Annotated in this window: 15 protein-coding genes and 1 riboswitch; of the genes, 7 read left to right on the top strand and 8 right to left on the bottom strand. The window is 72.6% G+C overall.

Annotated elements, in window-relative coordinates; all coding sequences use genetic code 11:
* Positions 1 to 2 precede the first annotated feature (2 nt).
* Entirely contained in the window at positions 3 to 1,754 is a 1,752-nt protein-coding gene (locus ADK65_RS32650; protein WP_053674594.1) for a DUF6350 family protein, read from the bottom strand.
* 96 nt (positions 1,755 to 1,850) lie between these two features.
* Here ADK65_RS32650 and ADK65_RS32645 point away from each other — a divergent pair, with 96 nt between their 5' ends.
* The gene (locus ADK65_RS32645) at positions 1,851 to 3,116 is read left to right on the top strand and encodes a helix-turn-helix domain-containing protein (protein WP_053674593.1); all 1,266 of its coding nucleotides are present in this window, start codon (positions 1,851 to 1,853) and stop codon (positions 3,114 to 3,116) included.
* Between the two features lie 123 nt (positions 3,117 to 3,239).
* Here the strand turns inward: ADK65_RS32645 and sucD are convergent, their stop codons facing one another.
* Together sucD and sucC are read right to left on the bottom strand one after the other, a co-directional pair.
* Entirely contained in the window at positions 3,240 to 4,124 is an 885-nt protein-coding gene (sucD, locus tag ADK65_RS32640; RefSeq protein ID WP_053674592.1) for a succinate--CoA ligase subunit alpha, read from the bottom strand.
* A gap of 21 nt (positions 4,125 to 4,145) precedes the next feature.
* Positions 4,146 to 5,324 (bottom strand): ADP-forming succinate--CoA ligase subunit beta, encoded by a 1,179-nt coding sequence (gene sucC, locus ADK65_RS32635; RefSeq protein WP_053674591.1) that lies wholly within the window; start codon positions 5,322 to 5,324, stop codon positions 4,146 to 4,148.
* 739 nt (positions 5,325 to 6,063) lie between these two features.
* Between sucC and ADK65_RS38720 the strand changes: the two genes are divergently transcribed.
* Positions 6,064 to 6,213, top strand: coding sequence for a hypothetical protein (locus ADK65_RS38720; RefSeq protein WP_159038854.1), 150 nt, complete (start codon positions 6,064 to 6,066; stop codon positions 6,211 to 6,213).
* A gap of 940 nt (positions 6,214 to 7,153) precedes the next feature.
* Here the strand turns inward: ADK65_RS38720 and ADK65_RS32625 are convergent.
* The 3 genes from ADK65_RS32625 to ADK65_RS32615 form a co-directional block, all read right to left on the bottom strand.
* Complete coding sequence (locus ADK65_RS32625) at positions 7,154 to 8,320, bottom strand: VWA domain-containing protein (RefSeq protein WP_053674589.1); 1,167 nt, start codon at positions 8,318 to 8,320, stop codon at positions 7,154 to 7,156.
* A gap of 136 nt (positions 8,321 to 8,456) precedes the next feature.
* On the bottom strand, positions 8,457 to 10,847 hold the full coding sequence (locus ADK65_RS32620; protein WP_053674588.1) for a DUF5682 family protein: 2,391 nt from the start codon (positions 10,845 to 10,847) through the stop codon (positions 8,457 to 8,459).
* 248 nt (positions 10,848 to 11,095) lie between these two features.
* Complete coding sequence (locus ADK65_RS32615; protein ID WP_053674587.1) at positions 11,096 to 12,226, bottom strand: ATP-binding protein; 1,131 nt, start codon at positions 12,224 to 12,226, stop codon at positions 11,096 to 11,098.
* 144 nt (positions 12,227 to 12,370) lie between these two features.
* On the opposite strand from ADK65_RS32615, the gene ADK65_RS32610 reads away from it, so the two are divergent.
* Complete coding sequence (locus ADK65_RS32610; protein ID WP_053674586.1) at positions 12,371 to 13,726, top strand: SWIM zinc finger family protein; 1,356 nt, start codon at positions 12,371 to 12,373, stop codon at positions 13,724 to 13,726.
* A gap of 192 nt (positions 13,727 to 13,918) precedes the next feature.
* Positions 13,919 to 15,760 carry a DUF5691 domain-containing protein gene (locus tag ADK65_RS32605; RefSeq protein ID WP_053674585.1) on the top strand — a complete coding sequence of 614 codons (1,842 nt, stop codon included), beginning with the start codon at positions 13,919 to 13,921 and terminating at the stop codon, positions 15,758 to 15,760.
* Positions 15,761 to 15,945: 185 nt separating this feature from the next.
* Here ADK65_RS32605 and ADK65_RS32600 read toward each other — a convergent pair whose 3' ends face one another.
* The gene (locus ADK65_RS32600; protein WP_053674584.1) at positions 15,946 to 16,362 is read right to left on the bottom strand and encodes a cobalamin B12-binding domain-containing protein; all 417 of its coding nucleotides are present in this window, start codon (positions 16,360 to 16,362) and stop codon (positions 15,946 to 15,948) included.
* 521 nt (positions 16,363 to 16,883) lie between these two features.
* Here ADK65_RS32600 and ADK65_RS32595 point away from each other — a divergent pair.
* Positions 16,884 to 17,747 carry an esterase/lipase family protein gene (locus tag ADK65_RS32595; protein ID WP_053674583.1) on the top strand — a complete coding sequence of 288 codons (864 nt, stop codon included), beginning with the start codon at positions 16,884 to 16,886 and terminating at the stop codon, positions 17,745 to 17,747.
* Between the two features lie 219 nt (positions 17,748 to 17,966).
* On the top strand, positions 17,967 to 19,499 hold the full coding sequence (locus ADK65_RS32590; RefSeq protein WP_078956259.1) for a M23 family metallopeptidase: 1,533 nt from the start codon (positions 17,967 to 17,969) through the stop codon (positions 19,497 to 19,499).
* A 121-nt stretch (positions 19,500 to 19,620) separates the two neighbouring features.
* Here ADK65_RS32590 and pcrA read toward each other — a convergent pair whose 3' ends face one another.
* Complete coding sequence (gene pcrA, locus ADK65_RS32585) at positions 19,621 to 22,098, bottom strand: DNA helicase PcrA (protein WP_053674581.1); 2,478 nt, start codon at positions 22,096 to 22,098, stop codon at positions 19,621 to 19,623.
* 314 nt (positions 22,099 to 22,412) lie between these two features.
* Positions 22,413 to 22,585: riboswitch (cyclic di-AMP (ydaO/yuaA leader) on the top strand.
* A gap of 8 nt (positions 22,586 to 22,593) precedes the next feature.
* On the opposite strand from pcrA, the gene ADK65_RS32580 reads away from it, so the two are divergent.
* Positions 22,594 to 23,781, top strand: a complete 1,188-nt coding sequence (locus ADK65_RS32580) for a C40 family peptidase (protein WP_053674580.1) — start codon at positions 22,594 to 22,596, stop codon at positions 23,779 to 23,781.
* Positions 23,782 to 23,820 lie beyond the last annotated feature (39 nt).

Raw genomic sequence — 23,820 nt, 5'->3', positions numbered from 1 at the left:
CTTCAGGGGATCTCCGGCGGGAAGGACCGGTCGGGCGGGGAGGGGTTTTCGTACGGGGCCGGACTGTCGTACGGGGCGGGGCTTCCGTACCGGCCCGGGCCCGGATCGGGCGTCAGGAAGTCGTAGAGCGCGAAGTCCCCGTCATGGTCCTGCAGGGCGTCGTACTCCCAGGATGTGTAGGGGGCGCAGGGAGCGTAGCGGGTGTCCGGGGCGGGACCGCCTCCGCCACCGGGCGCATCGCCTCCCCGAGCACCCTCAGCGGCTTCCGTGCCCCCGGCCACCCCCGCGTTCCCCGCTGCTCCGGTGGGTGTGAACGTGCCGCGGCCGCCGCCCTTCCGGGTCCGCCCTGCGGCCGCCTTCTCGCGCTGTCCGCCGGCCATCGGCTCGTCCGGCCCGGGCGTCCGGCACCGCCAGGCCCGGCCTCCCACCGCCGTGGGGATCGCCAGCAGGCCCAGCCAGGCCAGCGTCGCGGCGGCGACCTGCCACCACACGGGGCCGAAGCGGGACAGCACGCCAGAACCGAGCGGGCCGCCCGACAGCGCGGCCAGGCCCGCGAGCACGGCCGCGCACAGGACAGACGCCAGTGCGGCGGCCCGGACGGTGCGGCCGGCCGACCACGGCACGGCCCGCGGACCACCCGGCCGCGTCCCGCCGCGCTCCCCGGACGCCGCCCCCTTCGCCACCGTCCAGCCCACCACCAGCCCGGCGGCCAGCGGTACCGCCCCGGCCGCCCAGTGCACCGGCGTCCCCTGCCCGGCCTCCGGCACCGCCGCCAGCAGCGGAAACGGCGGCAGGAGCGGAGCAGGCGCCGAGGCCAGCGGGCCGACCGCATGGCCCGCGCCGAGGGTGAAACCGGGGCCGAGGGCGTAGGCGGCGCCCCACACCGCCGCGTTCGGGACGAGGGCCGCGCACAGCAGCAGCACGGCGAACCGCCCCGACCACCCCTCGGTCAGCCGGAGCAGCCCCGCCTGGGTCGTCGCACCGTGCCAGACCAGCGACACCACCACCAGCAGCGCGCCGCCTCCGAGCAGCACCGCCGCCCCGGCCGCCGCGGCCCGGACGGCGAGGCCCGGGCGCCTGCCCGGGCCGAGCACCAGCGGGCGTACTCCCGGCGGCAGCACGCCCAGCAGGTGCCGCAGCGGCCGGCCGGGACGGCCGTACGCCGACCACACGCCCGCCCCCGCCGCCACGACGGCGACCAGCGGAACGCACACCCCCACCCACACCCACGACGGCCGCAGCACACCGCCCGCGGCGTAGAGGGCGGCGGGCGTGGCGACGGCGAGGTAGCCGAGGACCACGCCCGCCCACGCCGTGCGGGCGGAGACCAGGGACGGAACAGTGCCCTCCTCGGCGTCCCACCCGAGGTCGTCGCCCTCGCCCCCGCCCCCACCGTCCGTGGCGTCCCGAGCCGCCCGGTGCAGCAGCCACACCGGCAGTGCGAGCAGCAGCAGGGGTGACAGGCCGAGGGGGGCGGGGACGCCGGAGAGCGTGTCGGTGCGGACCAACTCGGCGCCGTGGGCCAGCAGCCAGAGCGCCGCCGCCACGTGCATGGCGCCACCGGGCCCGCTGTCCGGGTACGGCGAGCTGATCCACAACAGCGTCACGAGCACGGCGAACGACGCGAGCCCGAGGCCCGCGGCGAGCGCGCCCCCCATGAAGCCGTCGCCCAGTCCGGGGGAACGGTGGCGCATCCGGGTGAGCAGGGGTGACGGCGAACGTCGGCGAGCGGTCATCTCGTTCACGACCGCCATGCTCCCAACGACACGCGCTTTACCGGCGTAACAGGCGAACCCTCGCTGTGTCGCTAAAAATACGGTTATGTACTTGTCCGGACGGAGGCGAGCCCGGTGACGCAGAGCCCTGCCCTGCCGCTCCCGCCGCCCAAGGAACGCCGACGCCTGCGCGAGGCCGCCTCGCTGACGCGGGCTCAGCTGGCCTCCCGGGTGGGCGTGACCAGCGAGACGGTGCGCGGGTGGGAGACCGGCCGCTCCACGCCACGCGGCCGCACCGGGGAGAAGTACACGAAGCTGCTCCATGCACTGGGCGGCGAGGCGGAGGTGACGCCCCGTCGGCCGGGGGCCGCCGACTCCGAGACCCCGGATCCCTCACCCGGGGCCGCGTCGGCGCACCGCTCCCCACGGGCCCGGCGCAAGGCCGCGGCCACCGGCCGGAAACGGCCCGCCGCCAAGGACCGGGGCCGGGGCCCCGTCACCGTCCCCGACCGCAGCCACACCCCCGTCCCGCACGGACACCGCGTCCTCCCCGCCGAGCGCCCGCGCACCACGCCGCCGCGCCGGCCGGGCGACGCCGTCACCGCTCTGACACCCGATCAGGCCTTCGACGCGCTGTACACCTTCTGCGCCCCCGCGCTCGTACGGCAGACCTATCTGCTGACCGGCCGTCGCGGACCGGCCCGGGAATCGGTGGAGCGGGCCTTCCGGATCGCATGGCAGCGCTGGCCCGAGGTGGCCCGCGACCGCGACCCGGCGGGCTGGGTGCGCGCGATGGCGTACGAGTGCGCGCTCTCCCCGTGGAACCGGCTCCGGCGGCGCTTCCGGCTCCCGGAACCACCACCGTCCGACCCGTTCGACCGGGCCCTTATGGACGCCCTGCTGACGCTTCCGCCCTGCTACCGCCGCACGCTGGTGCTCTACGACGGGGTCGGACTCGGCCTGCCGGAGACGGCTGCGGAGTCGGAGGCCAGCACCCGTGCGGCCGCGAACCGGCTGGTCCACGCGCGCGAGGCACTGGCCGGGCGGCTGCCGGAGCTCGCGGACCCGGAGACGCTGCACTGGCGACTGGTCGAGCTGGCCTCCGCCGAGGGGCTGCGGGCCGCCAAACCGCCGGTCGTGCGCAGGGGCGGCGAACGCCGGGCACGCTTGTGGACCAGGGCCGCCATCGCCTTCACGGTCGCCCTGATCGGCACCACCGCCCTCACCGTCCGCACGGCCCCCACCCACTACGAGCCGCCGGTACCGCCGGGAGAGACGGTCCAGGGCGTACCACCGCCCGTCGCGCCCGGACCCCTGTCCGAGAAGGAGCAGAAACTGCGCGCCAAGCTGCGCGAGGCGCAGCAGAGAGGGCCGGACAGGCTGCTACCGCTGCCGCGGTGAGGCGACAGTGCGGTGAGGCGGCGCTGCGCTGACGCGGTGGGCACGAAACGGCGGTGGGCCCGCTCCCCGTAGGGAGCGGGCCCACCAGTGCGCTATGGCGTCGTTCAGCCCGCGGGGCGGTCCTCAGTTGCCGAGGATGGCGCGCGCCAGCTTGGCCGTCTCGGTCGGCGTCTTGCCGACCTTGACGCCGGCGGCCTCGAGGGCCTCCTTCTTCGCGGCGGCCGTGCCGGAGGAGCCGGAGACGATGGCGCCGGCGTGGCCCATGGTCTTGCCCTCGGGCGCGGTGAAGCCCGCGACGTAGCCGACGACCGGCTTCTTCACGTTCTCCTTGATGAAGGCCGCGGCCCGCTCCTCGGCGTCGCCGCCGATCTCACCGATCATGACGATCAGGTCGGTGTCGGGGTCGGCCTCGAACGCGGCGAGCGCGTCGATGTGCGTGGTGCCGATGACCGGGTCGCCACCGATGCCGACGGCCGACGAGAAGCCGATGTCCCGCAGCTCGTACATCATCTGGTACGTCAGCGTGCCCGACTTCGAGACCAGACCGATGCGGCCCGGCTTGGTGATGTCGCCCGGGATGATGCCGGCGTTGGACTGGCCCGGCGTGATGAGGCCGGGGCAGTTCGGGCCGATGATCCGGGTCTTGTTGCCCTTGGACACGGCGTACGCGTAGAACGCGGCCGAGTCGTGGACGGCGATGCCCTCGGTGATGACGACCGCGAGCGGGATCTCGGCGTCGATGGCCTCGACGACGGCGGCCTTGGCGAAGGCCGGCGGCACGAAGAGGACGGAGACGTTGGCGCCCGTCTTCTCGATCGCCTCGGCGACCGTGCCGAAGACCGGGATGTCGTTGCCGTCGATGTCGACGGACGTGCCCGCCTTGCGGGGGTTCACGCCACCGACGATGTTCGTGCCGTCGGCCAGCATGAGCTTGGTGTGCTTCATGCCCGTGGCACCGGTCATGCCCTGGACGATGACCTTGCTGTCCTTGTTGAGGAAGATAGCCATGGCTGTTTAGTCCCTCGTCCCTTACTTCGCAGCCGCGAGCTCGGCGGCCTTGTCGGCCGCGCCGTCCATGGTGTCCACACGCTGGACCAGCGGGTGGTTGGCGTCGGAGAGGATCTTGCGACCCAGCTCGGCGTTGTTGCCGTCCAGACGGACGACGAGGGGCTTGGTGACTTCCTCGCCCTTGTCGGCGAGCAGCTGCAGCGCCTGGACGATGCCGTTGGCGACCTCGTCACAGGCGGTGATGCCACCGAAGACGTTGACGAAGACGGACTTCACGTCCGGGTCGCCGAGGATGATCTCCAGGCCGTTCGCCATGACGGCGGCGGAGGCGCCACCACCGATGTCGAGGAAGTTGGCCGGCTTCACGCCGCCGTGCGCCTCACCGGCGTACGCGACGACGTCCAGGGTGCTCATGACGAGACCCGCGCCGTTGCCGATGATGCCGACCTCACCGTCGAGCTTGACGTAGTTGAGGTTCTTCTCCTTGGCGGCGGCCTCGAGCGGGTTGGCCGCGGCCTTGTCCTGGAGGGCCTCGTGCTCCGGCTGACGGAACTCGGCGTTCTCGTCCAGGGAGACCTTGCCGTCCAGGGCGATGACCTCACCGGAGGCGACCTTGGCCAGCGGGTTGACCTCGACCAGGAGGGCATCCTCCTTGATGAAGGTGTCCCACAGCTTGACCAGGACGTTCACGACCTTGTCGGCGACCTCGGCCGGGAACTTGGCGGCCGCGACGATCTCGCGGGCCTTCTCCTCGGTGACACCCTCGTTGGCGTCGATCGGCGTCTTGGCGACGGCCTCGGGGCGAGTGGCCGCCACCTCCTCGATCTCCATGCCGCCCTCGACGGAGGCGATGGAGAGGAAGGTGCGGTTGGCACGGTCCAGGAGGAAGGAGACGTAGTACTCCTCCACGATCTCCGGGGCCGTCTCGGCGATCATCACCTTGTGGACCGTGTGGCCCTTGATGTCCATGCCGAGAATGTTGGTCGCGTGCTCGACCGCCTCGTCGGCGGTGGCGGCGAGCTTCACGCCGCCGGCCTTGCCACGGCCGCCGACCTTCACCTGGGCCTTGACGACGGACTTGCCACCGAGGCGCTCGGTGGCTGCGCGGGCCGCCTCAGGCGTGTCGATGACTTCACCGGCCAGCACCGGTACATCGTGCTTGGCGAAGAGGTCCCTCGCCTGGTACTCGAACAGGTCCACGCGCTTCCGTCCCTATCAGTGATCTCGCGGTTCGTTGTCTGCGTGGGCGTGCCGCGAGGGCAACGTGACGTCCGCTGTCTGTCACAAGGGAGGCGCACACGGTGTCCGAGCGCGCGGCATGTCCGTCTCGCAGGTTATCGCTGCTTGCGGGAGGCCTCTAAATCGAGGGTCACACCTGAGCGGTGATACCTGTCACATGATGCCGCGCTCTCTGGCACGGCGTGCCGGAGGTGAGGGGCCTCACCGGGCTGGGGTTGGCCCGGTGAGGCCCGCCTGACGCCCCCGGAGCAGTACGAAAGCCCTGTTCAGGGCCTACTCTCGGGGCCGCGGGTCGGCTGGTCCCCACCCCTATGGGAACCACCCGACCATCCACGAGGTTTCGGCCTCGGACCGCCGACGGCTTTCGGCCGTCCGGACGTGACGCCTCGTGAAGCATGAGGGAGGGAGGAGGGGACCAGCGGCGCCTCGGCGCTCTGCCCCTCCCGGCACGGGCAGAGCCGCGCTAACCGGGGAAGAGGGGGATGTCCCGATGGGTGCGCCGGGTGCCCGCCGTGTCCCTGCGGGCCACGCCACCGGGCACGAGCCTGGGCGCCGTCCAGGGGCTCGGGGTCACGGCCTGCGCGTCGCCATGACGGGACGAGCCGCTGTCGGCCACGGACCGGTTCCCGAGGACGCCGTCGGGTCGCCCGCCGGGCACGTCGTCGGCCCGGCCCGGTCCGGCGTGCGAGGAGGGTCTCGGATGGCCTGGGTGGACGGGGTGGGTGACGGGGCTGCTCGTACGGGCGGCGTGGCGGGCGAGTCCGAGGTGGCCCGCATCTCGGGTCCTGTGACTCAGGTGACCGGTGTGGTCGACGTGTCCGCCGGGGTGAACGGCGATGGCAGGGGGTGACGGGCTCGCGGGCGGGGTCTGCGGCTCGGTGCCGTGGACCGGGGTGTACGACACCGGCGCCGTCGTCCCGGCCGGCTGCGGGTCGGCCGTGACCGGTGACGGGAGGGGGTAATTGGGCGGTGTCGGATGACCCGCGAGCTCGGGGAGGGGGAGAGCAGGCGTTTCCGGGAGCCCGGCATCACCGCGAACGTTGGGCAGATCTGGCAGGTCTGGGAGGTCCGGCAGGCGCTGGGGGCCCGGCAGACCCTGCGAGCCCGGGGAGCCCGGCAGGCCCTGCCGGGCCGGCAGCACGGGCGGCTTCCTGTGCGACAGCCGATGGGACGGTTCCGGCAGCTCCGGCACTGCCGCCGGCTTCAGCCGCCCCGGCCGCTCCCGGTGAGACGGCCGCTCCCGGTGAGACGGCCGCTCGGGCGATTGCGGGTGTGACGGCGTGCGTGGGGACGGCGACGGCACCTTCGCCCGGGTCCGAACCGGCCCGTCACCCGCCCGCTCCGCCGAGTCACCCCCGGACCGGACGAGCCGGTCCCCCACATCCCCGGGGGCGGGAACCCCGCTGACGACCTGCCCGGCCCGGCCCTCCGGCAACGCTCCTGCGCCGCTCTCCGCATGCGCCCGCTCCCCCCACAGCAGCCCGAGGATCAGCAACCCGCCCACCAACAGCGCCAGTTGCAGCGCACGCCACCCGGCCGCGGTGCGCGGCACGCGCGACGCGGCATCAGGCAGTGCTGCTGAGCAGGCCAAGAGGGGAAGCTTCCTCCCGTGCGACGGAAGCGGTACCGCCCGCCGGCACACGCGCCGTCAGGCAGGCGCCGATCCTCGCACGGGAGTGCGCACGTCGCGCAAGCCCTTACTGCCGATGGACCGTCATGTCCGTTTTGGTGCGGCGCGTCGGACGACGAGACATCGACAAGTCGTCATCTGTCCCCGCGTGCCGGGCTCTTCATCCCGCATCCGGTACCGGGAGCGGCCTCTTCTCGATCGCTGCCGCCATGACCTCCGGAAACAGGTCGGGCGTGCACGCGAACGCCGGTGCCCCCAACGCCGCGAGCGCGGCCGCGTGCTCCCGGTCGTACGCGGGCGCCCCCTCGTCCGAGAGCGCCAGCAGCGTCACGAACTGCACGCCCGACGCCTTCATCGCCGAGACCCGCTTGAGCATCTCGTCGCGGATGCCGCCTTCGTAGAGGTCGCTGATCAGCACGACCACCGTCTCCGCGGGCCGCGTGATCTGCGCCTGGCAGTACGCGAGCGCCCGGTTGATGTCCGTGCCCCCGCCGAGCTGCGTGCCGAACAGCACGTCGACCGGGTCGTCCAGCTGGTCCGTCAGGTCGACGACCGCCGTGTCGAAGACGACGAGTCGCGTGGAGATCGTCCGCATCGAGGCGAGCACCGCCCCGAACACCGATGCGTACACAACGGATGCCGCCATGGATCCCGACTGGTCGATACAGAGGATGACCTCCTTCTTCGTGGACCGGCTCGCCCGGCCGAATCCGATGAGCCGCTCCGGCACGATCGTGCGGTGCTCGGGCAGGTAGTGCTTGAGGTTGGCCGCGATGGTGCGGTTCCAGTCGATGTCGTGGTGGCGGGGCCGGCTGATCCGGGCGCTGCGGTCGAGGGCGCCGGTGAGGGTGGCCCGGGTGCGGGCGGCCAGCCGCCTCTCCAGGTCCTCGACGACCTTGCGCACCACGGCCCGGGCCGTCTCCTTCGTCGTCTCCGGCATCGCCTTGTTCAGGGACAGCAGGGTGCCGACGAGGTGGACGTCGGCCTCCACCGCCTCCAGCATCTCCGGCTCCAGCAGCAGCGTGGCGAGGCCGAGCCGGTCGATGGCGTCGCGCTGCATCACCTGCACGACGGAGGAGGGGAAGTACGTCCGGATGTCCCCGAGCCAGCGCGCCACGGACGGCGCGGACGCCCCGAGCCCCGCCGAACGGTCCCGGCCCCCCTGCGACCTGCCGTCCTTCTTGCCGTACAGCGCGGTGAGCGCCCCGTCCATCGCGGCGTCGCGCCCCGACAGCGCGCAGCCCGTACCGTCCGCCGCGTCGCCCCCGAGGACGAGCCGCCAGCGCCGCAGCCGCTCCTGCGCCGGGTCCGTCGATGCGGACGTCATCCCCGTCCTCCCTGGTGAGGCCGTTCCCACAGCGGGATCACCGGCACGGTCGTCGTGGGCCGCCCGTCCGTCCGGAGCCCTCCCGTCCCGGTGCTGTTCTCCCGCGCGGTCGTCCGCTCCCGCAGTGCCTCGGTCGTCATCCCGTCACCCCCGCCATGTGGTTGCCGGTGTTCTCATCCGCTTCGTCCAGTCCGAGCAGTAGCCGCACCACCGGCAGTACGGCCTCCGCACGCGCTGTGTCGAGGCCGGCCGCGAACCCGGTCGCGCCGGAGCCGGCGGCTGTCCCGCCGCGCCCGGCTCCCGGTCCGCGCCGGACCAGTTCTCCGAGGGTCCGGCGCACTCCGGGCTCGTACGCCGAGAACGTCCGCCGCAGCAGCGGCAGTACGTCCGTGAAGGCCCCGGCCGGTACGCCGGTCAGCCACGCGTCGACGAGGCCGAGCAGCCGCTCGTCATGGACCAGGAGCATCCCGCCTCCCGAACCCCCTCCGACGAATCCCTCGACCCACGCGGCCGCGTCCGCCGGCGGTGTGCCCGGTGACAGGGCGAGCCCCATCAGCGGTGCCGCCTCGTCCTGGGTCAGCTCCCCGTCGTCGAGCAGGAGCCGCACGGCCCGCCCCCGGATGACCCCGGGCACGGAGTCCCGCCCGGACAGCACGCGCAGCACCGACCGCCAGCGGTTCCTCAGGCTGCCGTCTCCCGCGGCGGGGGTGTCACCGAGGAGACCGACAGCCGTATGCACCGCGTCCACATGACGCCTCATCTCCTCGGCGGCGGCCGCGTCGAGCGCGGCGCAGCCCGGGGGGAGGCCGACGAAGACCCGCTCGGCCAGTCCCGCGGCGACTTCCGCCAGAGCAGCGGTGCCGGTGCCGCGCACGTCGCCGTAGCGCAGGGAGCGGACCAGGGCCGGGAGCGCCTGGGCGAGATGGCCGACGTCGGTGTCGAGGGCCGCCCGGTCGGCGAGGACCCGCATGACCGTCGGCAGGGCGGCGGGCAGGTCGGCCAGCAGGCAGTGCTCGGCGAGGGCGGTGACGTCGGCCAGGCCCTGGGCGGTGACGGCGTCCGCTTCGGCTTTGGCGGTCGCGGCGGACAGGACGGTCGTCCCCCACACCCCGGCCTCGGCGATCCGCACGGACAGCTCGGGTTCCCAGCGCAGCCGCCATGTCTCCCGGAACGTGCCGGTGCTGCCGCGAGAGGCGGCCGGTTCACCCCACCCGATGCCGAGCAGCCGCAGCCGGTGCAGCAGCCTGCTGCGGGCGGCGTCGTTGTCCTTGCGCAGGTCGAGCTCCGTCTCCCGCTCCAGCGCCTCCGGCTTGAGCCGCAGCCGGCGTTGCAGCCGGGTGAGATCTCGCTGCAACGGCACCGCCGGCGCCGACGAGGGCACCTCGCCCAGCACGTCCCCCACGACCAGCCGGTCCCGCACCAGTTCCAGCGGCACGTCCGAGCCCTCGCACATCACCGCCCGCACCGCGTCGGTCGTCTCGCTCAGGCCGGGCAGCGGGCGGCCCCGCATCGCGGCGAGCGTTTCGGCCAGCCGCACCGCCTCGATGACGTGCGCGGAGGACACGATCCGGTCCTCGGCACGCAGCAGCCCCGCCACTTTGGTCAGCCACCGCTCCACCGGCCGGTCCGGGGCGCTGAACAAGTGCCCGTACCAGCCCGGGGAGTCGATGCCGGCCCCGTACCCGCTCGTCCGGGACAGCCGGCGGTGGGTCCACGGCACCCAGGTCATGTCCGCCTTGACCTTGGGCAGTCCCTTCAGCAGCGCCTTGTCGGCGGCGACGGTGGTCTTCTGCCGCAGTGCGGGCACGTGCCAGGCCCCGCAGACCACGGCGACGGAGTTCTCGAACTCCCGCTGCGCGGCGCGCGTCTGGAGCCGCATGTACGCCTCGCGCACCGGGTCGCGCTCGTGTCCCCCACTGCCGTAGGTGTCGCGCAGCGCGCTCATGGCCTCCTCGAGCGCGGTGAACGGCGCGAGGGCGTCGCCCTCTCCCGCGCCCCGGTGTTCCACGACGTCCTCCCACCACCGCTCCGGGTCGTCGTAGCCGGCGGTCTCGGCGAGCACTCCGAGCGGGTCGATCCGCGGGTCCGCGGGGCCGGAAGCGGTGTCTCCGCCGGCAGCCGTCTCCGCGTCCGGAGCGCGCTCCGCTCCCGCCTCGTCCTCCTGCCTGCCCCAGGCCAGGGTGTGCGTGGCGGGCAGGTCGATGAAGCGGGCCGGGACGTCGTGTTCAAGGGCCCAGCGGAGGGCGACCCACTCCGGGGAGAACCCGGCCAGGGGCCAGAACGCCGAGCGGCCGGGCTCGTCCACGGCGTGGGCGAGCAGAGCGACCGGCGGCCGCATCTCCTCGTCGGCGGCGAGCGGGATCAGCGCGTCGGCCTCGGGCGGGCCCTCGATCAGCACGATCCGCGGCCGGATCTGCTCCAGAGCCGCCCGCACCGCCCGCGCGGACCCCGGCCCGTGGTGCCGCACCCCCAGCAGCACCGGGCTCGCTCCGGCCCCGTGGCCGGCGGCCCTTTCCACACCGGTCATCTCATCCCCCTTCCGTCCCGCATGCCCCGGCAGCGCGTCCGGTCCCGCCAGTCCGGTCCCGCACGCCTTGTTCTCGTACGTCCTGTTGTGCGCGTCCTGTTGTGCGCGTCCTGTTGCGGACCGCTCGACGTCGGCCTCCCGCTCACCGGCGCCCCGGTGGCGGCGGTCGAGGCCGCTGCGACGGTGCCCTCGCCGACGGCGCGGGCCGGGCGGCCCGAGTGCCGACGCACCTGATCCGCCCGCGTCGCTCACACGCTCACCTCGCGGCAGGCCCGGTAGAAGTCCTTCCAGCCGTCGCGCTCGCGGACCACCGTCTCCAGGTACTCCTGCCAGATGACGCGGTCCGCCGCAGGGTCGCGGACCACCGCGCCGAGGATGCCCGCGGCGACGTCGCCCGGCCGCAGCACACCGTCGCCGAAGTGGGCGGCGAGAGCGAGGCCGTTGGTGACGACGGAGATCGCCTCGGCCGTGGACAGCGTGCCGCTGGGCGACTTCAGTTTCGTCCGGCCGTCGGCCGTGACTCCGTCGCGCAGCTCGCGGAAGACCGTGACCACCCGGCGGATCTCGGCGAGCCCGTCGGGCGCGGCCGGCAGGTCGAGGGAGCGGCCGATCTGGCCGACGCGCCGCGAGACGATGTCGACCTCGGCCTCGGGGCTCTCCGGCAGCGGCAGCACCACCGTGTTGAAGCGGCGGCGCAGGGCGCTGGACAGCTCGTTGACCCCGCGGTCGCGGTCGTTGGCCGTGGCGATCAGGTTGAAGCCGCGGACCGCCTGCACCTCTTGGCCCAGTTCCGGTATCGGCAGCGTCTTCTCCGAAAGGATCGTGATGAGCGTGTCCTGCACGTCGGCCGGGATACGCGTCAGCTCCTCGACACGGGCCGTCATGCCCTCCGCCATGGCCCGCATGACGGGGCTGGGCACGAGGGCGTTCCGGCTCGGGCCGTGGGCGAGCAGCTGCGCGTAGTTCCAGCCGTAGCGGATGGCCTCCTCCGGGGTGCCGGCGGTGCCCTGCACGAGCAGCGTGGAGTCGCCGCTGACCGCCGCGGCCAGGTGTTCGGAGACCCAGGTCTTCGCGGTGCCCGGCACGCCGAGCAGGAGCAGGGCGCGGTCGGTGGCGAGCGTGGTGACGGCGACCTCGACGATCCGGCGCGGGCCGACGTACTTGGGGCTGATCACCGTGCCGTCCGGCAGCGTCCCGCCGAGCAGGTATGTGGCGACGGCCCAGGGCGACAGCTTCCAGCGGACCGGGCGCGGACGGTCGTCCTGGGCGGCCAGCGCGGCGAGTTCCGCGGCGAAGGCGTCCTCGGCGTGCGGTCGCAACGCCTGGGTCGCTTCCGTCTCCCCCGCTTCGACGGACGTCGGCTCCACGGACACAGTCATGGCAAAGTCCCCCTCCGGCTCGGCCGTTCGGATCTGGCACCAACGTTGCACCACACCACTGACAATGCGTCCCGACCTGCGAAAACGCCCCGCTGGAGGCGCTCGCGGACCCGATTGTCAGTGGCGGGATCTAACGTCGTCGGCATGACTCAGCAGGGGGTGCGCTGGACCGCGGACCAGGTGCTGGCACTGGCACCTGACGCGGCATCACGCAAAGCGGGAAGCAAACTCGGCGCGGCGGGACCGTGGTCGGAGGCGGGGTGTTCCGACGAGGGGACGGTGTGGGGGCTGTGCAAGGGCAGCGGGAGCAAGCCGTATCAGACGATCGTCGACATCGCGGACGCCGCGGGGCCCGCGTACACGTGCACGTGTCCGAGCCGCAAGTTCCCGTGCAAGCACGCGCTCGGGCTGCTGTTGCTCTGGGCTGCCGACGACGCGGTGGTACCACCCGGGCAGGCGCCGGAGTGGGCCGGGCAGTGGACGGCGGGGCGGCGCAGGCGGGCGGAGGAGAAGAAGGCCGCGGACGGCTCCGGAGCGTCGGCCGGGTCCGCTGATCCGGAGGCGGCGCGGCGCCGGGCGGAGCGCCGGGCCGAGCGGGTCACGGCGGGCGCGGTGGAGCTGGAGCAGCGTCTGGCCGACCTGCTGCGCGGCGGCCTGGCGAGCGCGGAGCAGTCGGGATACGGCCTGTGGGAGGAGACGGCGGCCCGCATGGTCGACGCCCAGGCCCAGGGGCTGGCGAGCAGGGTGCGGGAGTTGGGGTCGATTCCGGCCACGGGTCCGGGCTGGCCGGTGCGGCTGCTGGAGGAGTGCGCGCTGCTGCATCTCCTCGGTCAGGGCTGGCTGCGCCGCGAGCGGCTCCCGGACGGCCTCGCCGCCACGGTCCGCTCCCGCGTGGGCCTCCCGGCCGCCGCCGACGGCCCGCCGCTGCGCGACCGCTGGCTGGTCCTGGCCCAGTACGACACGACCGACCCGCGCCTGACGACCCGCCGGATCTGGCTGCACGGCACCGACTCGCTCCGTACCGTCCTCCTCCTCTCTTATGGCGCCGCGGGCCGCGCCCCCGAGCAGGCGCTGCCCGTGGGACTGGCCCTGGACGCCGAGGTGTCCGCCTACCCGGGCGCCGGGCAGCCGCGGGTGGCCCTGGGCGAGCAGTTCGCCCCGGCCGCGCCCTCGGCGCTACGTCCGCCGGGGACGACGACGTCACAGGCGGTGGCACGGTACGGCGACGCCCTGCGCGACGACCCGTGGCTGGAGTCCGTCCCGGTGACGCTGGACCGAGTCGTTCCGGTCCCGGACGGCGACTCCTGGCAACTGGCGGACGCCGACGGGGAGGCGGCGTTGCCGCTCACTCCGGCAGCGCGTTCCCGGCCGGGCCTGTGGCGGCTGGTCGCCTTGTCGGGCGGGGCCCCGGTCAGGGTCTTCGGCGAATGCGGCCACCTGGGCTTCACCCCGCTGACGGCCTGGCCGGAGGGCCCGGGGGACGCGGTCGCGCTCTGCTGAGCCCGCCACAGCGGCCTGGAACCCGCCGCACCTTCCCTCCACCTTGCTCCAGCCCGAGGACTCATCCGCCCTGCGGACTCACCCGCCCCGCGGACTCACCGACCCCAAGACTCACGCATCTTTCAGGCATCACGGGACAACCGGTAAGTGCGAGCCTTCAACTACCGGGCCTCCCGCGGGGAAAGGAAGCTCATGACCAGGACCTCCGCTCCTGTGGACGCGCCCGGCGCGAACGCCTGGGAGGGGCTCGTCACCACCGCGCTGCTCGGCACGGACCGCCGCACGCCGCCCGGCACGGCGCCCGGCCCGGCCGCATCCACGGCCCTGCTGGACGCGGCGGCCGCGGAAACCGTGCGACGACGGGCCGGTCTGCGCCCGGCGCGGGCGGCCGAGCGGCCACAGCCGGCTCCGCCGGACACCCGTCCGCCACTGCCGCCGGCAGCCGCCCGCAGGCTCGCGTTGCTGCTGGCCGACCGCCCCGGCCCGTCCGGCGGTGGCCGCCGGGGCACCGCACCCGACCTGACGGAACTGCTGCCGCAGTGGCTCGCGGTGGCGAACGCCCGTGGTTTTGCACCGCCCCCGCAGCTGCTTCCGGCGTTGCTGGACGCGGCCCGGGGGCGTACCGACCTGCGCCCGGCGGCACTGGAGTTCGCGGGGCCCCGGGCCCTGTGGCTGGCACGGCTCAACCCGGACTGGCGGTTCGCCCTGCGCTCGACCCCGGGCGGCGGCACAGCCCTTCCGCACCCCGAGGACGGCGACAGGGTGCGGCAACTCTGGCAGGAGGGGTTGTTCGCCGAACGCGTCGCCCTCTTGTCCGCCCTGCGCTCACGCGAACCGGCCGCCGCCCGTGACCTGCTCGCGACGACATGGGCGACGGAACGGGCCGAGGACCGGCTGATGTTCCTCGATTCGCTGCGCGCGGGCCTGGGCCCGGACGACGAGCCCTTCCTGGAGCAGGCTCTGGCCGACCGCAGCCGCAACGTCCGGGCGACGGCGGCGGAACTGCTGTCGGCCCTGCCGGGTTCGGCGCTCGCCGGCCGGATGGCGGTCAGGGCACATGCATGTGTGGCCATCGACCACGTGCGGACACCGCGGCCCCTGCGGACCATCACCGAGAACGAAGGGCACGGGGGAACGGCGCCGGCCTCGGCGTCCACCGGAGCCAGACCCACCGGACACCCTGGGCCGCCCACGGGAACCACCGAACTCACCGGACTCACGGAACTCACCGAACTCACCGGACTCACCGGACTCACCGGCCCCATGGGAGCCGTTGGGGCCACGGAAGCCAGGGAAGCAATGGAGGCCGCTCCGGCGATCGCCGTCGAAGCGCCGCACGAGTGCGATCCGGGCATGGAACGCGACGGCGTCGTGGCGAAGGCCCCCGCAGGACGGGGTGAACGGTCCTGGTGGTTCGGTCAGTTGGTGGAGGCGGCACCGCTCTCGACCTGGTCGCGGCGGCTCGGCGGCCGCACGCCCCGGGAGATCGTGGCGCTGCCGGTGGCGGACGACTGGCAGGGCGAACTGCATGCGGCGTGGTGCCGGGCGGCGGTACGCCAGCGGGACGCCGAGTGGTCACGCGCGTTGCTCGGCGATCCGTCGGCGCCGGAAGCGGGCGGCCCGGGGGCCGTGTCCCTGGCCGAACGCGCCCGGCTGCTCGGCACGCTGAACGCCGCCGAACGGACCGAATGGGTCGCCGGCTTCATCGGCACGCACGGCCTGTCCGAAGCCTTCCAGTTGCTCGGGGTGTGCGCGGTGCCCTGGGGGGCGCCGCTCGGCCGGGCCGTGGTGGACGCGCTGAACATCGCTCGGGACGCGGGGAGTTATCCATGGAGTTTCAGCGGAGTGATGGGACTGGCCGAACGCTGCCTGGACCCGTCCGAGGCCTCCCGGCTCGACGCCCTGCTGGCCGTACCCGACGAGCCGGAGAACGCCTCACCGGGAGCGGGCGGCTACTGGGCGGAGGCCTTCCAGCGCCTGGTCACGACCCTGCGTCTGCGCGCGGCGATGGCCGAGGAACTGGGAGCGGCCTGACGTCGCCGCTCGCCGACGGGCACCCCGCGGCACCCGGCGACGGTTACCCTCCCGCGACAACTCACCGCCGGGCATGCCCACGACCGGGACGGTCACCGGGGGTAACCGGTGCCGGGCTCCCGCCGAACCCGCCGCCGGGGGCGCCTCAGGCCGGGCGCGGACGTCCGGGCCGGGCCGCAGGGGGTCTACGCCTGCGCAGTCTGGTGCGCGTTCGTCCGGACCCACTCCACGATCGACGCCGTCGTCGCGCCGGGCGTGAAGATCTCCGCGACGCCCTTCTCCTTGAGCAGAGGGATGTCCGCCTCGGGGATGATCCCGCCACCGAAGACCAGGATGTCCTCCGCGTCCCGCTCCCGGAGCAGGTCGATCACCGCCGCGAAGAGCGTGTTGTGCGCTCCGGAGAGGATGGACAGACCGATCGCGTCGGCGTCCTCCTGGATCGCCGTGTCGACGATCTGCTCCGGAGTCTGGTGGAGGCCGGTGTAGATGACCTCCATACCGGCGTCGCGCAGGGCCCGCGCGATCACCTTGGCCCCGCGATCGTGGCCGTCGAGCCCCGGCTTGGCCACCACCACGCGGATCGGACCGGCTGCCACACCCATCACTGCCTCCATGAAGCGACTACATCCATCGGTACAGACAAGTACCGCACACATCGAGCAAGCCGTACACGCCGCACCGCGCGGACACCCCGCCCCGAACCGTCCGGGCAAGTGAACGAACGTTATCTCCAGGATCCCGCAACCGGCAGTTTCGCGGTGGATACCGAGGGGGAAATCACACGATGGGACAAGCGCAAGGGGAGCCGCATCGAGGCCGCCGTCCCGCCGCGTCATCCACGCACCGCGGCGGCAGGGCACCTCGGCGAGGGCAGGCAGGGCACGCACCGCACACACAGCACGCAAGGCAGACACGGCACACCGGCGGGGAGCCTCGTCACCCCGCCGATCGGGGACCCCCGTCGCACCACCGGCGTCACACACGCCACACGCCGTGTTCCGCCCCCGCAGCTCACGCGGCTCACGCCGCTCTCGCGGTCATGGCCGGCCGTCTTCGCAGCTGCTTTCCACGAGGGCACACGGGGGGCAAAGCCGTCCTGCCGCGTGCCGACAGGAGGTCGGCCATGAAGGTCACCAGGGCTGCTCTGCCCTTTCTTCCGCTCTGCGAGCGCCTGTTGCCGGGCCGGCTGGCGGGACTCTCCATGGCTCTCCTGAAGGCCACGGCCCTGGAGATCGCGATCCTGGCCGGGCACCTCCTTCTCTATCCGTCCGGGATCACCCAGGAGCGGCGCGTCCCCGTCCCGGCGCTGCCGGCGGACGGTGCCGCCCAACTGCCCACGCAGGCCAAGCCACCGGTTCTCCTGCTGCACGGCTTCATCGACAACCGCTCGGTCTTCGTCCTGTTGCGCCGCAGCCTCGCCCAGCACGGCAGGCAGCAGATCGAGTGCCTCAACTACTCGCCGCTGACCTGCGACATACGCGCCGCCGCCGAACTGCTCGGCCGACGCGTCGAGGAGCTCTGCGAGCGTACGGGCGCCCGGCAGATCGACATCGTCGGGCACAGCCTGGGCGGCCTGATAGCGCGTTACTACGTACAGCGCCTCGGCGGCGACAGGCATGTGCGGACCCTTGTCACGCTCGGCACGCCGCACTCGGGAACCCGAGTGGTGCCCTTCGCCGACGCGCACCCCATCGTGCGCCAGATGCGCCCCGGCTCACCGGTGCTCGAGGAGCTCACCGCGCCCGCCCCTGACTGCCGTACGCACTTCGTCGGTTTCTGGAGCGATATGGACCATGTGATGGACCCGCCGGAGACGGCCTGCATCGACCATCCCGATCTGATGGCGCAGAACGTGCGCGTGACGGGCATCGGCCATCTCGCTTTGCCCGTGCACCCCGCCGTCGCCGACGGCGTACGGCAGGTGCTCGACACGGCTCTCCCGGGTGAACCGTCCGCCGAACACACCGACGATCTGACAGTCGCCTGAGACTCGTCATACAGCGGTCACTCGACGCGACAGCATCGATCAACCTCGAACAAACTTCGAACACAGGGCCAAGTCCGTGCCCGTCGTCCGCCAAAACACGGCCGAATGCCCGTTTCCTGCGCGCGCGAAACCTGCCGAAGATTGTCGTGCCCGCGTACCGCCGGGTACAGTCGCCGCACTGCTCTGGCAGCCCCTGTTGTCGAGGCGAAAGAGAAGTTGGTGAACGACCGTCACCCGTCGGGGACCATGACCCCGGCTCCGGCTTCCGACGCCGCCTCCGCGCACTACGCGTCGTACCACACCCAGGAAGCCCAGTACGGCGACTTCACCACGTACGACGAGTACCCCGCCACCGGATTCGACGCCCCCGGGCACGCCACCGCGAGCTTCGCGACCGACCCCCTCTTCGGCGACATGCCGGGCAGTGGACACGACTCGGGCACCTACGACACCGGCCACTGGCCCACCGGCACGCACGAGAACGTGCACTACGACGCGTACGCGGCCCAGCACCACGCCGCCTACGACACCGGCGTCTACGACACGACCTCCTGGACGGCCGAGCAGCAGCCGATGCCGGTCATCCCGTCCCAGGCCCCGTCTCCCGACGCCACCGGACAGTGGGAGACCGGCGCCTGGCTCCAGCCCGACCAGTCCGGCAACCCGGCCGACCACACCCAGCAGTGGGACTGGGGCACGCAGGCCTTCGACACGGGCGCCTACGACGCCACGCAGTGGAACTCCGACGGCACCGCCGCACCGGCTCCCGACGCCTTCGAGCACCCTGCCGAAACCTTCGGCCGGCACGAGACCGCTGCCTTCGACCAGCACGAGACGGCCGCCTTCGACCAGGTCACGTACGACGAATCCGCCGAAGCCGGCCATCACGCCCCCGACACGGACGACGGCGAGCCGGCCACCACCGGTGAACTGCCCGTCGTCACCCCGCTCCTGGAGGGCCAGGAGGACGTCACCCCGGCCCCGTCCTCGCGGGCTGCCTCACGCGCCGGCTCCCGCTCCCGCCGCCGCACGCCCCCCAAGCGCTCGGCGCTGATGACCATCGCGGTGCCCTCGGCGTGCGTGATGGGTGTCGCCGGGATCGCCGCCGCCTCCGTCGGCACCTTCTCCGACGACAGTGCCGCAGAGGCGCAGACGACCGCGGCGGACGCGCAGCCGGTCAAGCCGGCAGCGGCCAACAACAAGCTGGACACGCAGCTGCAGAGCCTCTCCGCCGGCGCCGACGACTTCGCCGACCGGGCCAGTCGCACGCAGGAGCGCATCGACCTCAAGGCCCAGCAGGTCGCAGAGAAGAAGCGGGCGGCGGAGGAGGCGGCCCGCAAGGAGCGGCTGCGTCCCAAGTTCGCCCTGCCGGTCGCACGCCACGGACTCAGCGCCACCTACGGCCAGTCCGGCATCAACTGGATGTCCCTGCACACCGGCATCGACTTCCCCGTCTCGTACGGCACGACCGTGATGGCCGCCACCGACGGCACCGTGCGCACCCAGTGGAACAGCGCGTACGGCAACATGCTGATCCTCACCGCGAAGGACGGCACGGAGACGTGGTACTGCCACCTCTCCACGTACACGGTCCCCTCGGGTACGACCGTGAAGGCCGGCGATCCGATCGCACGCTCCGGCAACTCCGGCAACTCCACCGGTCCGCACCTGCACTTCGAGGTGCGCCCGGGCGGCGGCTCGGCGATCGACCCGCTTCCGTGGCTGCGCAGCCACGGCATCGACCCGACGTAACGTCCGGGCAGCCTCCGTCGGCGCCGGGTGACGCGCCCGCACCCTCATCCGCATCGGGTAACGCCCCGGCAGCCCCCGCCCGCGTCGATCGCGCGGGGGCGCGCCGGTTCACCTCACGGCGCTACAGCTTCTCCACCGGCGCGTACCGCAGCAGCAACCGCTTGGGCTTGGTGTCGCCGAAGTCGATCGTCGCCTCGGCGTTGCCGCCGGTGCCCTTGACCGCGACGACGGTCCCGAGTCCGAACTGGTCGTGCGTGACGCGGTCCCCGACCGCCAGGGACACCACCGGCTTCTCGGACGTGCGGCGGGTGGCGAAACCCGAGGCGCCCGACGCCGAAGAGCGCGAGCGGGACGACGACAGCGAGGCCGCCACCGTCGAGACCGGCCCGGAGGACGCGGGCGTGGTCGCACCCGTCCGCTTCCACTCCACGTGCGTCGGCGGGATCTCCTCCAGGAAGCGGGAGGGCGGGTTGTACGACGGCTGGCCCCAGGCGCTGCGCAGCGTGGACCGCGTCAGATACAGCCGCTCCCGCGCGCGCGTGATGCCGACGTAGGCCAGGCGCCGCTCCTCCTCCAGCTCCTTGGTCTGGCCGAGGGCGCGCATGTGCGGGAAGACGCCGTCCTCCATGCCGGTCAGGAAGACGACCGGGAACTCCAGGCCCTTGGCGGTGTGCAGGGTCATCAGGGTGATGACGCCGTCGCCGTCCTCCTCGTCGGGGATCTGGTCGGAGTCGGCGACCAGGGCGACCTGTTCGAGGAAGTCGGACAGGGAGGCCTGCTCGTCCTCGCCGCGCTCCTGCTCGAACTCCATGGCGACGGCGGCGAGTTCCTGGAGGTTCTCGATGCGGGTCTCGTCCTGCGGGTCGGTGGAGGCCTGGAGCTCGGCGAGGTATCCGGTGCGCTCCAGGACGGCTTCCAGCACCGTGGCCGGTCCGGCGCCGGACTCGACGATGGTGCGCAGGTCCTCCATCAGCGTGTTGAACCGCTTGACGGCGTTCGTGGAGCGCGCGGCCATGCCGTACGCCTCGTCGACGCGCTTCAGGGCCTGGGGGAAGCTGATCTTCTCCCGCTGGGACAGGGCGTCGATCATCGCCTCGGCGCGGTCGCCGATGCCCCGCTTGGGGACGTTGAGGATGCGGCGCAGCGGCACCGAGTCCTCGGGGTTGGCCAGCACGCGCAGGTAGGCCAGGACGTCCCGGACCTCCTTGCGCTCGTAGAAGCGGACGCCGCCGACGACCTTGTAGGGCAGGCCGACGCGGATGAAGATCTCTTCGAAGACACGCGACTGGGCGTTGGTGCGGTAGAAGACGGCGACGTCGCCGGCCTTGGCCTCGCCGGCGTCCGTGAGGCGGTCTATCTCCTCGGCGACGAACTGCGCTTCGTCGTGTTCGGTGTCGGCGACATAGCCGGTGATCCGGGCGCCGGTGCCCGCGTTGGTCCACAGGTTCTTGGGGCGGCGGGACTCGTTGCGCTCGATGACGGCGTTGGCGGCGCTGAGGATCGTCTGCGTGGAGCGGTAGTTCTGCTCGAGCAGGATCGTCGTGGCGTCCGGGTAGTCCTCCTCGAACTGGAGGATGTTGCGGATCGTCGCGCCGCGGAACGCGTAGATCGACTGGTCGGCGTCGCCCACCACGCACAGCTCGGCGGGCGGGATCTCGGCCTCGGGCGGCACGTCGACGGGGTGCTCCGAGGTGCCGACCAGTTCGCGGACCAGGGCGTACTGCGCGTGGTTGGTGTCCTGGTACTCGTCCACCAGGACGTGCCGGAAGCGGCGGCGGTAGTGCTCGGCGACGTCCGGGAAGGCGCGCAGGAGATTGACCGTCGTCATGATCAGGTCGTCGAAGTCGAGGGCGTTCGCCTCGCGCAGCCGCGACTGGTACATGGCGTAGGCCTGGGCGAGGGTCTTCTCGAAACCGTCGGTGGCCTGGGCGGCGAAGTCCTCCTCGTCGATCAGCTCGTTCTTCAGGTTGCTGATCTTGGCGCTGAAGGACTTGGGCGGGAACCGCTTCGGGTCGAGGTCCAGGTCGCGGCAGACCAGGGCCATCAGGCGCTTGGAGTCGGCCGCGTCGTAGATCGAGAAGGACGAGGTGAAGCCGAGCTTCTTGCTCTCCCGGCGCAGGATGCGCACGCACGCGCTGTGGAAGGTCATGACCCACATGGCGTTCGCGCGCGGGCCGACGAGCTGCTCGACGCGCTCCTTCATCTCGCCGGCGGCCTTGTTGGTGAAGGTGATCGCGAGGATCTGGCCCGGGTGCACGTCCCGCTCGGCGAGCAGGTGGGCGATGCGGTGCGTGAGCACGCGGGTCTTGCCGGAGCCGGCACCGGCCACGATGAGCAGCGGGGAGCCGGAGTGGACGACGGCGGCGCGCTGGTTGTCGTTCAGCCCCTTCAGGAGGGCGGCGGTGTCCACCACCGGGCGGGGGGCTCCGTCCCGGTAATAGGCGTCCCGGTCCGGCGGCACGTCGAACTTCCCGCCGAACAGATCGTCCGGGATCGGCTCCGGAACGTGATCGTCCTCGGGCGGCGGCGGGGGCTCGTCCGCGGGGCCCCGCTGGGCCTGGAGGTTCGCCAGGAAGCTGTCGTCAAAGAGGCTGCTCATCGCTCTCCGAGTCTAGGGCGCCCCACTGACAGCCCGCCGCCGCCCCGAGAACATCGCCGCGCGCCCGGGGTCCGGCCCACCGCCGGATGGCGCGTTGTCGCCCTCCATGACGGCGCGATCACGCCCTGCTACACGCCCGGCAAATGGGGATTTTTCCCATCCAATCCCCCTTGATCGTTCACTCTCGGCAACGCTCAGGAATAAGGTCACGAAAATGTATCGGGCATATCACCCATCAACCTTCACAGGGGCCACACGAGTTGGCTACGGTGCGACCAGGCCGCATGACCCCCACCGGCGAACGTCGCCGGGCCGCGCGGCCTCCGCCGAGTCCGGTGTGCCGCAGCGGCAGCCGGAGCCGGGGACCCAACCGTGAACCTGGGGTGAATCGGCCCGACTCCCTGTACGGAGAAGGCCGTAGGGCAAACCTTCCGAACCACCCGCCCGAACCCGACAGCTAACCCGGTAGGCGGAACATGGAAGGAGTCGCCTCCCTTGGCGTCGCACCGCAAGTCGCGTCCTACGGGTACGCGCATGGCAGGCATACGGACCCCCGCCCTCGCAACGGCGGCCCTCACCTCCGTGGCCCTGCTGTCCCAGTCGGCCAACGCCGCCCCCGAGGCCGACGACAAGCCCAGCCTCGAGGAAGTCGAGAAGAAGGTCGACGACCTGTACCGCCAGGCCGAGTCGGCGACCGACAAGTACAACGCGGCCAAGGAGAAGACCGCGAAGCAGCGCAAGCGCGTCGACACCCTCCTCGACGACGTCGCCCAGCGCACCCAGAAGCTCAACGAGGCGCGCGAGGAACTGGGTTCCTTCGCCTCCGCCCAGTACCGCACCGGTGCCGCCGCCCCGGACACGGCGACGTTCCTGCTCGCGGACACCCCGCAGGACTACTTCGACCAGACCCAGCTGATGGACCGGATGACCGGCCGCCAGAAGGTCGCGGTCGACGACTACGTCACGCAGCAGTCCGAGACGATGAAGAAGCGCCAGGAGGCCACCGAGAGCCTCGAGACGCTCACCGAGTCGCAGGGCGATCTGAAGACGGCCAAGGCCACCGTCCAGCGCAAGCTCGCCGACGCGCGCGAGCTGATGACGAAGCTGACCGCCGAGGAGAAGGCCCGGCTCGCGGCGATCGAGAAGGAGAAGCGGGCGGAGGCCGCCCGCAAGGCCGACGAGCTGGCCCGGCAGCAGGCAGCGCAGCAGAAGGCACAGCAGGAGGCCGCCCGGCAGCAGGACGGCGGGTCCTCCACGTCCGGGTCGACGGGGTCGTCGGGCTCCGGCTCGTCCGCCTCGACGGCGCCGGCCGACTCCTCGTACGCCACCAAGGCCGACAAGGCGCTCGCCTTCGCCCGTGCCCAGATCGGCAAGCCGTACGTGTGGGGCGCCGTCGGGCCCGGCTCGTACGACTGCTCGGGCCTCACCCAGGCCGCCTGGAAGGCCGCGGGCGTCACCCTGCCGCGCACGACCTACGACCAGGTCGACGCCGGCACCACGGTCCCGCTCTCCCAGGCGCAACCCGGTGACCTGGTCTTCTTCTACGACGATGTCACCCACGTCGGGATCTACATCGGCAACGGCATGATGATCCACGCGCCGAAGCCCGGCACGTACGTGCGCGAGGAGTCGATCTACTACGACGGCGAGTCGGCGATCCACAGCGTGGTGCGCCCGGCCTGAGCAGCCTGGGGGCCGGCGGATCGCGACGCGATTTCGAGG

It is taken from the genome of Streptomyces sp. NRRL B-1140 (genome assembly GCF_001280065.1).
Taxonomy (GTDB): Bacteria; Actinomycetota; Actinomycetes; order Streptomycetales; family Streptomycetaceae; genus Streptomyces.
This window is presented reverse-complemented; position numbering and strand designations above follow the sequence as displayed.